This is a genomic window from Opitutaceae bacterium (genome assembly GCA_041395105.1).
Lineage (GTDB): Bacteria > Verrucomicrobiota > Verrucomicrobiia > Opitutales > Opitutaceae > B12-G4.
In genome coordinates, this window is record JAWLBB010000001.1 from 443,876 (window position 1) to 459,085 (window position 15,210).

General features: G+C 61.8%; 8 protein-coding genes. 3 read left to right on the forward strand and 5 right to left on the reverse strand.

Annotated features, from left to right (window positions below; all coding sequences use genetic code 11):
• Positions 1-28: 28 nt before the first annotated feature.
• The gene (locus R3F07_01850; GenBank protein MEZ5275107.1) at positions 29-2,890 is read right to left on the reverse strand and encodes a VCBS repeat-containing protein; all 2,862 of its coding nucleotides are present in this window, start codon (positions 2,888-2,890) and stop codon (positions 29-31) included.
• Between the two features lie 105 nt (positions 2,891-2,995).
• Positions 2,996-4,087 carry a sialidase family protein gene (locus tag R3F07_01855; GenBank protein MEZ5275108.1) on the reverse strand — a complete coding sequence of 364 codons (1,092 nt, stop codon included), beginning with the start codon at positions 4,085-4,087 and terminating at the stop codon, positions 2,996-2,998.
• A 390-nt stretch (positions 4,088-4,477) separates the two neighbouring features.
• Here R3F07_01855 and R3F07_01860 point away from each other — a divergent pair, with 390 nt between their 5' ends.
• The 3 genes from R3F07_01860 to R3F07_01870 are packed head-to-tail and all read left to right on the forward strand — an operon-like array spanning position 4,478 to position 10,476.
• Positions 4,478-7,327: a VCBS repeat-containing protein gene (locus tag R3F07_01860; protein MEZ5275109.1), complete on the forward strand. Its 2,850-nt coding sequence runs from the start codon at positions 4,478-4,480 to the stop codon at positions 7,325-7,327.
• A gap of 55 nt (positions 7,328-7,382) precedes the next feature.
• The gene (locus tag R3F07_01865; GenBank protein MEZ5275110.1) at positions 7,383-9,029 is read left to right on the forward strand and encodes a right-handed parallel beta-helix repeat-containing protein; all 1,647 of its coding nucleotides are present in this window, start codon (positions 7,383-7,385) and stop codon (positions 9,027-9,029) included.
• Between the two features lie 58 nt (positions 9,030-9,087).
• On the forward strand, positions 9,088-10,476 hold the full coding sequence (locus R3F07_01870) for a four-carbon acid sugar kinase family protein (protein MEZ5275111.1): 1,389 nt from the start codon (positions 9,088-9,090) through the stop codon (positions 10,474-10,476).
• A gap of 160 nt (positions 10,477-10,636) precedes the next feature.
• Here R3F07_01870 and R3F07_01875 read toward each other — a convergent pair whose 3' ends face one another.
• The 3 genes from R3F07_01875 to R3F07_01885 are packed head-to-tail and all read right to left on the reverse strand — an operon-like array spanning position 10,637 to position 14,956.
• On the reverse strand, positions 10,637-12,589 hold the full coding sequence (locus R3F07_01875; GenBank protein ID MEZ5275112.1) for a hypothetical protein: 1,953 nt from the start codon (positions 12,587-12,589) through the stop codon (positions 10,637-10,639).
• A gap of 2 nt (positions 12,590-12,591) precedes the next feature.
• Positions 12,592-13,572, reverse strand: a complete 981-nt coding sequence (locus R3F07_01880; GenBank protein ID MEZ5275113.1) for an amidohydrolase family protein — start codon at positions 13,570-13,572, stop codon at positions 12,592-12,594.
• 10 nt (positions 13,573-13,582) lie between these two features.
• Complete coding sequence (locus R3F07_01885; protein MEZ5275114.1) at positions 13,583-14,956, reverse strand: right-handed parallel beta-helix repeat-containing protein; 1,374 nt, start codon at positions 14,954-14,956, stop codon at positions 13,583-13,585.
• Positions 14,957-15,210 lie beyond the last annotated feature (254 nt).

Here is a 15,210-nt window from a genome sequence, read left to right on the forward strand (position 1 = left end):
CGTGAGATGGCCGGGACGAGCTAAAGGCCTATTCGAAAGTAATGCTGACTTCCGTGAGGTAGGGGGTCGGACCGGCATTGGGCGTCCTGAGACGGGCGCGGTATTGGATCCATCTTCCTTTCAGTTCCGGCAGGGCGGACGGGTTCTGGGTGAACCAGCTGCCTCGTCCCGAGGCACCGAACCAGGGGACTCGCTCGAGATCTTCCCGAGTGTCGGCGAGTCGGATCTGGAACACCACGGATGTGTTGTGGGGTGTATCTGCGTTCCAGGCAATCGTCGCGGGTTGCTCGCCGTCGGGAACCGGAAAAGCGGAGGATAGATAGTCCTCATACAACCCCCGGTCATAGCTGTTTCCCGGATCCCGGAGATTGAGTCCGCTGACCCCGACCGCCTCCACTTCCCAGCGCCGGTCGGCCCGGAATCCGTCTGCACCTCCCCAATAGAGCATGGCCGGAATGGTGTGCCGGTCCGGAATCGGTTCATCGAGGGATCCGGCTTTTCGATGATTCGAAACGAGCAGGTCGATCCAGCCATCGCCGTCGTAGTCGACCGCCTCGCTCCCGGATGCGCCGTAGGTCTCGACCTGCAGCGGCTCCCTGGTCCTGAAGCCGGCCGGGCTGCCCCAGTAAACCAGTGACGGTTGATTGCCTTTCACGGTTGCCGCGTAGCTGGACAGGAAGAGATCGAGCCAGCCGTCCTGGTCGAAGTCGGCGATGCTGTTGTCGTAGGGCGTGGTGGACGGCAGGAGCTCGCGCCGGTCGTTGGAGAATCCTTCCGCTCCGCCATAGTAGACATAGGAATTGATTTCGGCTCCATGCCGGGGACCCCGATGGGGAAGAAGCAGGTCGATCCAGCCGTCGCCGTTGAGATCGGCTCCCTTGATGTACATGAGCTGTTCATCATCGGCAAAGCGGAGGGTGGTCTCGCGGTCGGCCGAGAAACCGTTTTCGTCACCCCACCAGGTCGTGAATGTTCCCCATGCCAGTTGCCCGGTGATATCCAGCCACCCGTCTTTGTTCAGGTCCATCAGGAGGGGCCCCCGGATTTTCTCCTGGTCAAAGGGAATGATCGATCGACGGTCGTGCCGGTATCCCTCGCGAGATCCCCAGAAGATGGGGATGCCGTGGACACCGGGTGAAGATGGGTCGATGCCGGCGCCTCCCGATACGATATCGAGATAACCGTCACGATTGAGGTCGGCCAGGCGCACGCCGCCGTAGGCGGATCCGAGCGAAAGATTGGTTGGCGCTTCGAAGCCGGATTCACCACCCCATTGAATGGCGATACCGCTCTGTTCATGATCGACGCCCGAGATGAACCGGTCCTCGCAGAAAAGCAGATCAACCGCTCCATCATCGTCCAGATCCGCGTGGCCATACCCGAAGACGTGATGGGTCTGGAATTCGGTTCGCCTGGTGATCGAGAAATTGCGGGTTCCGTCGCCCCAATAGACAGGGGATTTCTGGGGTCCGTCGCGAAAACCACCCTCGTATTGCAGGAAAACAATATCGTCCCATCCGTCGTTGTTCACGTCGCCGAGGGCGTTGGCCACGGATCCTTCAGTCCGCAGCTGGGAGTGGTTCCCGAAGCGATAGGAACCTCCCTCGTTCCAGAAAATATAGGAGAGGAGGGTCAGCTCGTTGGTGACGCGGCCGTTGCTGATGACGATCTCTGGCCGCCCGTCACCATTCAGGTCGCCCGCACTGACGCCGCTGGCGCCGAGCGTCGGCAGGCTGAGCGGTTCCCGGGTGGTGAAGTCGCCGCCGTCGGAATAGTAAACATGGGAATCGGTCCACGTTGCTCCGCCCGGGGTCGCAAAGTCCGCGATGACCACGTCGTCCCGGCCATCGCCGTCGACATCGGCGAAGATGGCCTCCTTGGGCCGGGAGGCATCAAGGAAGACCGCGTCCGAGGGCTCAAAGCGGCCTTCGCGACCGTAGAGGAGGGCGACCCGGTCAACCAGGCAGATCAGCAGATCGAGGTCCCCGTCCCCGTCCGCATCACCGAGCGCCACGCTCTGCCCGGCAAAGGGCATGGCCTGCCGCCCCGCCGAATTGGCAAACGCATCCTTCGATGACAAGAGCGTCCAGGTCATGCCGGCGGCGATCATCACAAGATCATCGCGTCCGTCGTGATCGAGGTCGGCGGCGGCGACGTCAAGGGCTCCTTCGTCAGCAAAGCTCAGGGGAAGCAGGTTCTTGCCGCTGAATCCTTCCGGCGAATTCCAGTAGATGAAGCTCATCCGGGGTCCATGGGGGATGGGGTCACCGCCGTCCTGCCATTCACCACCCGCCTGCCATTCGCAGGCCGCAGCGAGATCCAGCCACCCGTCTCCGTCGAAGTCGCCCGCGGCCACGCCGCGGTTCCGGTAGGCGGGGAGTTTGACCCGGTGTCCCGCATCGTAGCCGGTCTCGGTGCCGTAGAAGATCCATGTATCCAGATCATGGTAGTGATTGTCGGCATAGTTGGCGATGACCAGGTCGTTGCGCCCATCCTGGTCAAAATCGGCCACCAGGCCGTCCAGTGCGTAGTTGCCCGGCAACTCGATGCGGGTCCGTCCGTCGATATCGCCGCCCCTGTTCAGATAAACGAATGTCCGTTCATGCTCGGTATGGCCGTGGCCGGAAGGAAGGACCAGGTCGGGGTGGCCGTCATTGTTCAGGTCCCAGCGGTTGATCATCTGGATACGACCGCGGGCCGAGACGTAGAGATTGCTGCCGGCGTCGAGGAATTCACCGTCGCGGAAATCCTGAAAGGTGTTCTCGGTCCAGACCGTGCCGGCGAGTCCGGATGTGACCCACCACAGGGCAAGGCCGCCCGGTCCGAGCAGGGCGGGCCAGCTTGCGGTTGAAGCCCGTAGGTGGGCGGGGTGGTGGCGGCGGTGGATCATGGCGATCGACAGGGTCCGGGTGGGCGGGGATGAGAGATGGATGATTGGCTGGAGTTTCCTGAGGGAATGACGCCGGCCCGGATCCGTCGAATGTTCAACAGGGTCTCAGGTCCGGCGGGCCGTGAAGAAGGTACCCTTGACCACCGTGTGACCGTCTTCCTTGACCTCGTTGAAGACGACAAATCGCCCGGGACCCGCGTGAGCGAGATATCCGTAGGCGTCGGACGGACCGAACTGGAAGGGTCCCTCCCAGGTGGCTCCGTTGTCGACGGAAAAGATCAGCCAGCTTCCAGGCCGGTTGTAAGTGCAGACAGTGACCCCGTTTTCGAGCAGGAGAAGATCGGGGCCGACACCCCGATCGGCGATTTGAGCCGGAGGCGACCAGGTCTGCCCAAGATCCCCGGAGCGTGCGCAATAGAGCGGGGTGGGGAAGAGTGTTCCTGCCCCCGGATTTCGTCCGCCCGACCGCATCACACAAAGAAGGTCGCCGTTGGGTGCCTCAATCAGATCTGCCTCCCTGAATCCTTCCTGGGTGATGGCGGGACCGACCCGCAATGGAAGCGTGTCCTCAGTCTCGTAGCCGAGCTCGGCACGGGGATGCCCTGAAGGTACACCCCGGACGAGCATGCGGTCATAGGCCACCAGGACCGGATTCCCCCAGGTGCGACCATGGTCGGCCGAAAAGACAACGATGGTCCGGTACTTGAGTTGGCCGAGTTCGGGCGGATAGCCGTCACAGAGCATGGTGTCGCCCCGGTAGTTGCCATACATCGATGCGATCAGGCGGCCGTCATTGAGCTTGAGGATCCCGTGATGAAAGAGGAAGCCGTCGATGATTGCGCCGCCGCCCAGAACGGTGGGAGCGGCCTCCGGGACATCGATCACCGGGGTCTCCTTCTGGAAAGTCACCCCATTGTCCAGAGAACGTCGCAAGCCGCCCGAGAAGAGATCATCCTCGCGCCGTCTTGTATTCCTCTCCAGTGCGATGACTTCGCCGTCACCCAGGTCGATCGCGACCTTCTCGCTCGGGCCTTCCGGACCGATCTGCCAGGTTTGCCCCAGGTCCGTTGACCAACTGCAATTGCCCTTCGTTCCCACCACGATGGTTCCATTGTTGAACTGGAAAGCCAGCGAACTCTCGATTCCCGGAATGCTGACAGAACCCTCCTGTTCAACGATCAGGCCACTGGCTTCCATGGCGGCAGTTGGGGCTGCCCGGCCGATGGGGCCGAGTGAGAGAACGAGTACCCAGGTGAAACGGGTCAGTCGAGCCGCCGCGTAGCCGGAAAAGGTCCCCGGGCTGGACGGATTTGGGTTGCCTGAATGCACAACAACTCATCATATAAGTACAATACCTGAGGCAAGCGTAATTGATCGGATGGAATGGACAATTCCCGGGACCCCGGCAGGCGTTGGATCCGCATCGCCGCTGCCTGGCCATGAGGCCGTCCGTCCGAACTCGGAGCCCCACCGGTCCACCGACGCCGCCGGAAAGGCAAAGATGGCTTGACTCATTGGAAATCCGAAGGGTAACACATCATATAAGTTTAATGAGTTTATAGTCATCTTCCGCTCATTGCTTTCTTCATGACCGGCGACCGCCCACTCCTGATCCTCCTTTCCCTGGCCTGTTGTCTTCTGAATCCGGCAGGGGCGCAGGAATCCGAATCCTGGAAAGAGTCCGGATTCGAAGCCTTTGCGGACGGGACCTTCTCTGACGGCGGTGCCAACACTTACGTTTCGGCCTCCGGTCGTCTGCAGCTCGTCAACCGTTGGGATGTGAATGGGGACGGTTTCATCGATCTGCTTTGCCCGAACTCGCATCCCCTTCTCGAGATGCTCGACATGTCGATCTACTGGGGGAACGGCAGGGATTTCAGCATTCGCCGGCACAGCTATGTCCCGGCTGACGGGCCGATGTGGGTGGCCCCCGGCGACCTCGATCTCGACGGCTCGATTGATCTGGTGGTCGCCAACTATTCCAATGGCACCTGGACCAGCATGGATTCGGCCATTTACTGGGGTGGTGAAAGGGATCCTTCTGCGATGGATGTTGCCGACTGGGTGAGCCCGCCGTTCCGCGGCAAATCCATGCTCCCGACAAAGAACGCCCAGGGGGTGATTCAGGCGGACCTGAACCGCGATGGGTACCCGGAGATCGTTTTTGCCATGTCCGCCGGTTTCTGGGAATATCGGGGCACGGGTCCGGTCCCGGGATCGCGCATCTACTGGAACCGCCAGGGACGGTTTGCGCGCGACGACTTTACGCCGTTCGACACGCAAGGTGCGACCGACGTCGCGGCTGCGGACATCAACGGTGACGGCTGGCCGGATCTGGCGTTTTCCAACGGTCTGGGGATAGAGTCCTACATCTACTTCGGTGGCGCTGACGGTTTCTCGGAGCAGCGACGGGTCGGTCTGTTAACCGCGGGCGCCCAGGCCACCTGCCTGGCGGATATTGATGGCGATGGTGACGTTGATGTCTTGTTCGCGAACGAATCCGGACCGGTATCGACCGCCTACCTGAACGTGTCCGGCGACTTTTCGCCCGACCACCGCGTGGATTTTCAAACCCACTATGCGAAGGATGTCGTGGTGGCGGATTTCAACCGCGATGGCGCGGCGGATGTTTTCTTCACCAACCACCTGTTTGCCGAGGAGGGAAAAGAGCGGTTCGGCACGCGTATGACGACTTCGTTCCTCTATTTCGGCGGAGCAGACGGCTTTGATCCGGTTCGCCGGCAGGAGCTCCAGACGATTGGGGCCTGGGGGGCGAGTGCCGCGGATTTGAATGAGGATGGCTGGGTCGATCTGCTGGTCTGCAATTTCCAGGAACACTACTCGTTTGAGGTCCCCTCGTTCATTTATTGGAACGGTCCTGACGGCTTTCAGACGAACCTCAGAACCCCTCTCTACGAGCATGGCGCCCAGGGCAATGCCATCGCCGATTTCGATGGCGACGGGCATCCGGATGTCCTGATCACATCGATGATGGGGCGGTCCCGGGGCGACTATGATCCCTCTTACCTCTATTTCGGAAATGCCCGGGGCGAATACTCGACGACGGACCGGATTCTCCTTCCGGGTCGCGAGCCCTATGAGCAGGCCATGGCCGACATCGACGATGATGGCCGGGTGGACATTGTCCTCCTCAACCAGGGAGAGGTCACGCGTTACGAAAACGAGGCGTTCATCTACTGGAATCAGGAAAACCAGTTTGATCCCTGGCGGGTTTCGGGGCTGCCGGCCCATGCCGGGGTGGGGGTGGAGATCGCGGACCTGGATCGGGACGGCTATCTGGACGTGATCATTGCCAACAACAAGCCTTATGCCTCCTCCCGGGATGAAGACGGCAGGGAGACACCTTCGCTCGGCTCGTTCATCTATTGGGGCGCGCCCGGAGGTTTTGTGGTGACCGACCGGTTGGAACTGCCGATCTGGCAATGCCGGTCACCGTCGATCGCGGATCTGAACGGAGATGGACACCTGGACCTGGTCTTTGCCGGAGAGGGAGCGTCCATCTTCTGGGGTGACGGCTCGCGACGCTACGGCAATGAGCGCCGCCAGTTTCTCGAGGGCACCCTCGGCACCGCCAACCATCAGACCGAAGTGGCCGACCTGAACCGGGATGGCTTTCTCGACATCATTTTCGCCGGAAGCAAGGTCCTGATCTACCATGGGGATGCGGGGTCCGTCTATTCGCAGGACGATCACGTCGAGTTGGCCATCGACTCGAAGACGATGACGGTGGCGGATGTCGATCAGGATGGATGGCTCGACTTGGTCTGCCCTCTTTACAAGCAGGGGGGAAGTCGATCGCTGGATTCGAGCGTCCTGCTCGGCGGACCGACGGGCTTCGATCTCAACCGCCGAATCACCCTGCCCACGGACGGTGCCACCGGCAGCCTGGTCAGCGATTTCAATTCCGACGGCTACCAGGACATCTTCTTCTTCTGTCACCGGACGGATGGAGACGCGAACACGCCGGGGCAGTATGCCGACCACCAGACCGATTCACGTCTGTATTGGGGAAGTGCGGAAGGCTTCAGTGCCGGGAAATACCTGCGTATTCCCACGGTGGGCGTCCATTACGACATGGGCATGGACATCGGCCGGATCAACGATCGGCGTTTCCAGTGGGAATACACATCGTCCGCTTATGAGGCCGGAGATGCGGTCTGGAAGCGCCTGCTCTGGGAGGCGGAAACACCCGGGCAAACCCGGATCCGTTTCCAGGTTCGATCGGCACCGACCGCGGAGGCGTTGGCCGCGGCGGAGTGGCGTGGACCGGACGGTCCGGACAGTTTCTACGACAGGACCGGGGCTGAACTGCCGGCCCCGGATGCCGGGCGCTGGATCCAGTATAGGGTAATTCTGGATACGGCAAACGGTGCCGCCTCGCCGGTGCTGACCTCGGTAGAGGTCGAATTTCGCTAGTGGCGCCGGCTGGCGCCCAAATCCCGTTCCTCGAACCGAACCCCCTGAAGAAGCCATGAAACTCACCTTTGATTCAATCCGCCGATTCATTTCTCTTCCGGCAGCCATGATGGTGTGGATGGCCTGCCTGCCCGTGAATCCTGCCTTCGGCCGTCCGGTGGGCGACATGTCGCGGGTTGGCCCGCGCACGGAAGCCGTGGCGATCGGGAACTTCGCCAGAGTCTACTACGTTTCCGCCTCCACCGGAAGCGACGCCAAGGGGGATGGATCTGTCGAACGACCCTGGGCTTCCGTTTCGGGGGCACTCGCGGCGGTGGAGGATGCGACCATGGATTCCCCGGTCGCCCTGCTCGTGGCCGCCGGCGAGTACCGTGGCCGGACCCTGGTCTGCCGGTCCTTTGTCAGCCTTTACGGCGGATTTTCGCCCGTTACCTGGGACCGCGACATATTCGAATTCGAAACGATCCTGGACGGTCAGCAGGCCCGTCGGGTTCTGGTCGGTGCCAACGGATGTCAGGTGGATGGATTCGTGATCCGGAACGGCCGCGCGGACGGACCGGGCGGGGGCTTTTTCTGCGACAATACCTCGCCTCTCATTTCGAACAATCAGTTTCTGGGCAATCACACCCTGTCTCCTCCGAACGTCCGTGCGGACCGGATCCATCAGGAGGGTAACCGGGGTGGCGCATTGGCGGCCTGGTATGACGCGGCTCCCGTTGTCCGGAACAACCTCTTCTCGGGAAACTGGACGGAATTCGGAGATGGCGGCGCTGTCGCCGTCTATGGATGGTCGCGGTTGGAGGGACGCCCGCAGCCGCTGATCAAGGACAATGTCTTTGTGGGGAACCGCTCCGGAACGAAGGACTTCTATCGGACCCGCAGCAGCAGCGGCGGGGCCATTGTCTGCAGTCATGAGTCGGATCCGGAGATTCGCAACAACGTCATCGCCATGAACCGGGCGATGGGACGCAGCGATGCCGGTGGCGTCTACGTGGAATACTATTCCGCTCCCCGGATCCTCGGAAACTGGATTGTCGGCAATGAAGGTGATGACGATGGAGGCGGCATCTACTCGATGCGGGACGGAGAACCTCTGATCGAGGGCAATTTGATCGCGGGCAACTGGACAACCGGTGGAGGGGTCGGTGGTGTTCGCCTGAGCAAGGAGGGTCGGATGCGCCTGATCGGCAATATCATCGTGCGGAACCAGTCGGGCGGGGGCGTCTCCCTTGTCGACGGACACGCCCTGGTGGAAGGAAACCTGATCGCGGAGAACCGGGGGGGGGCCGGCCTGGTCTACCGCCAGACATTCGTCCACTACCAGCCGTCCGTGATTCGAGCCAATCACGTATCGGGGAATGAGTCGGGTGAGATTTCAATCGAACCTCACGCCGGTCTATCACCGATCGTGGAAGGCAATACCGAAGAGCCCGTCGCGACGGATATCGAGGCTCCGGGCATTGAATTTCCGATCCAGGGTGCGGTTTATGACGAACGCCTCCACCAGACCGAGTTCGTGGTCGATGAGGCCTTACCCGCTGCGGGATTGGTCGGCCGGGCGATGCGGGTGGGTGACCGGTGGAGCGTGATCTGTTCGTCTTCCGGAAACACCCTGCGGGTCTGGGGCGAAATCACCGGTGAACGGGACGACCGCGGCGGCGGGACCCTCGCCGTCTTGCCGGATTATTCGCTGGAGCGCTGACGGGATGCTCGACGGAGGTGTCCAATGATCACAGGATACCTCCCGATACCTCAAGCAGATGGCTCATCTTCCCTTGCCTGCTCCGGCCGGTCGTGCGGCCGGCGACGACTTCGACGCGGTCTGTCGGTTGATCCGTGAAGAATCGCGCAAGATCGTGGTCTTGGACGATGATCCCACCGGGACGCAAACCATTCATGGACTTGAAGTGCTGACGGAGTGGTCGGTTCCCGCACTCGAGCGGGGACTGAAGGATGTGCGCCCCGGATTCTTCATCCTGACGAATTCGCGCGCATTGAGCGAACCCGCAGCGGTTGCCCTCAACGCCGGGATTGCCGACAACCTTCGGAAGGCGGCCGTCACTTCTGGAGTCGACTTCTCCATCATCAGCCGAAGCGATTCGACCCTGCGTGGGCATTTCGCGGCCGAGATCAACGTCTTGGCGGAAAGATCCATCGAACCGGTCGATGGCATTGTGGTCATCCCGGCCTTCTTTGAGGGCGGCCGGTATACCATCGAAAACGTCCATTACGTTGCCCAGGGCGATGTCCTGATCCCGGCCGCCGAGACCGAGTTCGCCCGGGATGTCACCTTCGGTTTTCGCCATTCGGATCTGACCCGATGGATCGAGGAGAAGACCAGGGGTGTGGTGAAGGCCGGCCAGGTTCGGTCGATTTCCCTGGAGACACTGCGAACGGCCGGGGCGGAGGGTGTCCGGGCCCGGTTGGCTCTCGTCCATGGGACCGGGCTGATCATCGTCAACGCGGAGAATTACCGGGACATGGAGGCTTTCGTTCACGGGTTGTTGCTGGCTGAGCGCGACGGGAAGCGCTTCCTCTTCAGGACCGCGGCGAGCTTCGTCCGTATTCGTGCTGGAATCACGGAACAGCCGCTGTTGGCCGCGGGAGAGATCAGGGACGGAAGTGGAAATGGAGGATTGGTGGTCGTCGGATCCTATGTGAAGAAGACCTCGGAACAGCTGGAACAGGCGTTGTCGTTGCCCCGAGTGGAGCCGATTGAACTGGTCGTGGACCGATTGATCGATCGCCGGCAGGGCGATCTTGAGATCGCAAGGGTCGCGGCAGCAGCCGGCGAGGCCATCGGCCGTGGTGTGACCGCCCTGGTCTTTACCAGTCGGTCGGAGAAAAGTGCGCTGGGTCGGGCAGGATCACTTGAGGTGGCCCAGGTGGTCTCGAACGCATTGGTCGGTGTCCTGCGCTCGGTCCGATTGCGCCCTTCGTTTGTCTTGGCCAAGGGAGGCATCACCTCCAGTGATCTCGCGGTCAAGGGATTGGGGGTCCGCAGTGCGCTGGTTCTGGGTCAGGTCGCCGCCGGTGTTCCCGTCTGGCAGATCGGCGAGGAGAGCCTTTATCCGGGACTCAAATACATCATCTTCCCGGGAAATGTGGGCTCCCGTGATTCCCTTCGCAAGTTGCTGACGGACCTTTAGCCACCTTAGCGGATCAACACACACCCAAAGATGGAAGGCTTGGTGACCCTGCGGCTGCTCGGGAGAATTGTCCGCGTACAGGAGAAACGGAGTCCGAGCACTCCAAACGCATCGTGGCCTGTCAGCTCAAGGCTGGAAACCGGCCGTCAGCCGGGAGATCTCAGCGCGGACGGATGACGACGTCGTCGATCAGGTAGCGGCTGCGGGGGGCGCGGGTTCCCGCGCCGGGAAGGTCCTCCTGGTCGAGGCCGGGATTGCCGGGGTAACCATCCCGGAGGGCGGCCCGCACATCCATCCGCCAGGGTCCGGTTCGGAGCACGAGTCGCTGCAGCGTCTCGACGGACCCGTTGAAAGAGATCGCTTCCGGAAGAGAACGTCCGTCGACCGTGCAGCGGTACTCACCGGCTTCACAGTCGAGGTCCAGCTCGATCGTGATCCAGCGCTGGGTTTCGATCCGGGTTGGACTGGCTTCGACCGTTCCGTGATCGAACATCAACCATGCCGGGTCCAGACGAAGACGCACGGGGCGTTCGCTGCGGGCTCCCTGGACTTCGATTTCCAGAGCGCCGTGTCCGATCTCGGCGAGAAAGACCCGAAAGGAGGCTCTCAGGCGGACCGATTCGGGGAAGAACCGCTCGACCTTGGCATAGTCCCACGGTTCATCGTCGATCAACTCAAGGCAGCGGTTGGAAGGATCGAGAGGATCGCCGACGATCGAGGCCGGCGCCCACTGCGGCAGGTAGAGGTTCCAATCCGTCAGGTCGCGGATTGAGCCCACACTGTCGAAAGCCTCATCAACCGGATCTTCCACCCGGTCCGTGACCGGCACCCGGACGCGGGCGACCCAGATGTCCTCCTTGTTCACGCTGTAGGTCACCCAGAGATTGCCGTCGGGTGCTTCGCCGTTGCCCGGGATGATCCCGCGGACATACTGCGGTCCCTGATTCTTGTGAATGCCCTGGTAACGCATCGGCGGGACTTCCGGGTGGACAGCCAGGAGGTGGTCGAAGGACCGTCCGTCGTTCCCGGTGACGATGGAGAGCGGATAGCGACTGCGACCGGAGGCGCTGTGGTCGTAAACCAGGGCATAGGTGCCATCACTCAGGCGCTGACCCCAGACCTTGGCGTTGATCTCGGGAAGATTGTGTCGGCCCCATTGCCAGGTCCGGCCCCTGTCGGCGGTCAGGCCGGCGAATCCTCCTTTCCACAAGCCGACGGTCATCCCGTCGGCGCGCTCATAAAAGCTGAGGGCCTTGGCTTCGATCCCGTCGGGGAACTCAGGGAAGAATCCATCCTTCTGTCGGTCGTCCTCCCACCACTGCAGGGTCATCAGCCGGTCCGCCAGCAGGGCATCACAGGCCTCGATGAAACCGGTGTCCGGACTCGAGGTGTAGAAAGGGAACGGCAGGTCCGATTCCTTCCAGCCCGCCTCCCGGTTGAGACGGATGAAATGAACGGGGCCAACCGATCCATCGGGGCCGACTTCGCGAACGACCCGCCCCAAGCCCTGCCCTCGATTGGGTCCGTAACGCGGCGTTGGTGAGTACCCGTAGAATCCTGACATGAGAAGCCGGCCGTTTGGAGCCACGTACCAGCCCATGCGCTGGTGCATGATGCCGGGAAAACCCGCCGGGATGGGCTCGAGTTGCTCTCCGTCAAAATAGCGTGGCGGGGGCTGGAAGGCCTGGAGGTGCAGAACGGGGAAGGCGACCTCGGGCCGTGTCCAGTGGTATCCGTCCAGAGATGACAGAAAGTCGGTCCGGCCGGGCACCCCGTGTTCTTCCTTCAGGTTGGTCACGTATTCGACCCAGAAGCGGCCCTGCCAGTGGGCCAGCATCGGGGCGTGGTTGTAAGTCCAACCGACGAGGTCGCCGGTCGCTTCGGGAGGGGCCATCCGGTTGGCCCTCACCGCCTGGATGCGATGGACGCCCACGGCATGACGAAGGTTGCCGTGATAGACGTCGCGGTCGGTGTTCTCGGTGCCCATATACTCGGCGATGAGGGGTCCGGACAGATCGAGTTTGGGCGGCACGGCGTCGGCCGGAGACAGGAGGACGGACAGAGCGAGGAATGCGGCGGCCGGCGGAGGAAAGGCTCGGGATTGGGTTTTCATTTTCAATCAAAGAGGCGTTGGGCGTTTTCGAAGAGGATGGCTCGAAGCTCGGCCGGTTTGAGCCGGAGGGACTCGAGGGTGTCGAGAACGAGCGAGGGCTGGACCCAGGGGTAGTCGCTTCCGAAGACCAGTTGTCCGGGGCCGACCAGATCCAGCATCAGGCGGATGGCCGAGGGCTGGGGCGAGACGATGTCAAAGGTCACCTGCCGCAGGTAATCGACGGGTCGCTTCTTCAAGTGGCGCGGACCGCGTTTGAGCACCGTCATCTGATGCTCGATCCGGCCAATGAGAAAGGGGAGGGCACCGCCGAGGTGAGGACAAACCAGCCTGAGACCGGGATGGCGGTCGAGCACTCCGGAGAGGATGAGGCGGAGCAGGGCCACCGTGTCCTCGAACATATTGCCCACTGCGGCGATCATTTCCAGATCGGCCAACGGATCAACCCAGACCGGCTTGGCCGGGTGGATGAAGAGGGGGAGTCCAAGGCTTTCCAGACGGGCGAAAATCGACTCGAAGCGAGGATCATCGGGTAACCGGCCCTTCAGGTTTGAATAAAGGAGGAACCCCTTCAATCCGAGTTCGTCAACCGCGTGGTCGATTTCGCGCAGGCTTGGCTCCACGGCCGGCAGCGGGAGAACGCCCAGTCCGATGAGGCGGTCGGGATGGCGCTCAACCGACCGGGCGATGAAGGTGTTCGTCTCGCGGGCGACCTTGGGTGCGTCGCGGCCGAACCATTCGGGTCCGGGGTCGTTGGGACTCAGGGCGGTCCGGGTGATGCCGGCTGCATCCATCGTGGCGACCAGCCGGTCGAGCCGTTTGTGTGACGGGCTGAGACGCCGTCTCCAGGCGCCCATCACGAGAGTCTCTCCGTTGCCTTCCCGAATGAGGCGGGGGTCGGTTGTCCGGCTGCGAAGGCGGGTCAGCGTCTTCGGTGGGAAGAGGTGGCACTGGCAGTCGATGATGGTGGTATTCTTCCTCAACACGGTGGTTGGCTCACGGGGTGACCGGCAGATTCGAGACGCCCTCCTCACCGGGATGGAAGATATTGTTGGCCATCCGGACGTTTTCGGCACGCCACGCATCATCGAACCAGATCGCCCATTTGTAGCGGGGCGGGGGGCGGACGGCATGGTCGTTTTCCAGAACAAGGTCGCGGCCTCGGTCGTAGATCATGTTGCCCTCAATGATCAGGTCGATCAGGCGGGGGTTGGATTCGAGCGGGCCGGTTCCGATCTTGATCCCGACGGGAGAGGTCTCGGAAGGATCCGCATTCCAGAGCCGCCAGCTCTCCTGGTCGTAGCCCTGATCGGTGATGAGGTTATGGGCGATGATGATGCCGCGCTCCACGTTCTCGTCGCGGACCTCTCCGTGCCTTCCGGTTGAACCGGCTTCCCAGGATTCGCTTCCGGGACGCAGCAGGATTCCGTACTTTCCCGGCTTGTGGAAGACGTTGTTGGAAATGATGACCCCGCGGGCACCGTGGAACGCTTTCATCCCCATGTAGCAGTTGGTGACATGGTTGTTGGTGACGATCATGAAATCGCCGTGGAGGTCCATGCCTTGGGCGGCGTTCTCGATGTAGTTTCCATCGAGCAGGGTAAAGGCGGTCCGGGTGGCGTCATTGACAAGGATGCCCCCGCCCTGGTGCCAGATGAAGACAAAGCCGTCGGCCGAAACCCCATAGGAGGCGAGTTCCCCGAGTTCATCGGCCCGTTCGACGACCTGCCCGAGTTCATACTTTTCCATCACCTCCCGGGTCGGCAGCAGTTCGGTCTCGATGACGCGGTTTCGGATGATCCGGGCTCCGCGGCACCCGACGATCCAGATGCCGTGACCGTTGATGGCATTGAAGGCGTAGCGATAGAGGTCGTTCGTCATCCGGTTGTCCACCGCGACCGTCTTGAAATCGACGACCGAGCAGGACTCCACCGTGACGTAGTCGGATTCACGTATCTCCACCGCGGCCTGTGCAGCCCGGTTTCCGAGAACCGAGATGTTTCGGAGCACGAGGTGGTCGGCCCGTTGGGCCCGGATCGCTCTCTGGTCTTTGCCCAGTTTCGGCTGCGACCGTTTCAGGGTGATCCCCTCGATTTGGACGCGGGTGGCATCCCGGATCTGCAGGATATCCGCATCGTCGTTGGTCTGGATGACCGTGCCCTGGCCGATGAGTCCGGAATCGGCACTGGAAATGACCAGAGGCGCGTCGATCAAGTAGAGCCCCGGCGGCAGATGGACCGGCTGGCCCGGATGGGCGTCGAGGGCTCTCTGGATCGAGGAACCGTCGTTGGGGACGATCTCGGTGGTCGAGGCTGGGGCAGGCGAGGCTGCGAAGACCAGGGCGAGCAAGGGAAGCCAGGTACGTTTCATGGGAAATCAGGTTCGGAGGAGGACTTGGGGACCATCCGGCTGCTTGTTTGAAATAGCGATCTATTTCAAATTTGATCCGATGATATATTCGCGGAAGTGGCAAGACCTATCTTACCCCTGTTGCCAGGGGATGGCATCGTGTCCGTAGATTGTGGAAACCGTTCGGAGCGGATTCCGATATCCGGCAGGTATTTCTTTATAGTCTGTATATCAGCATCTTAATCACAAGAGAGAACCGGCTCGACTGCCCGCCG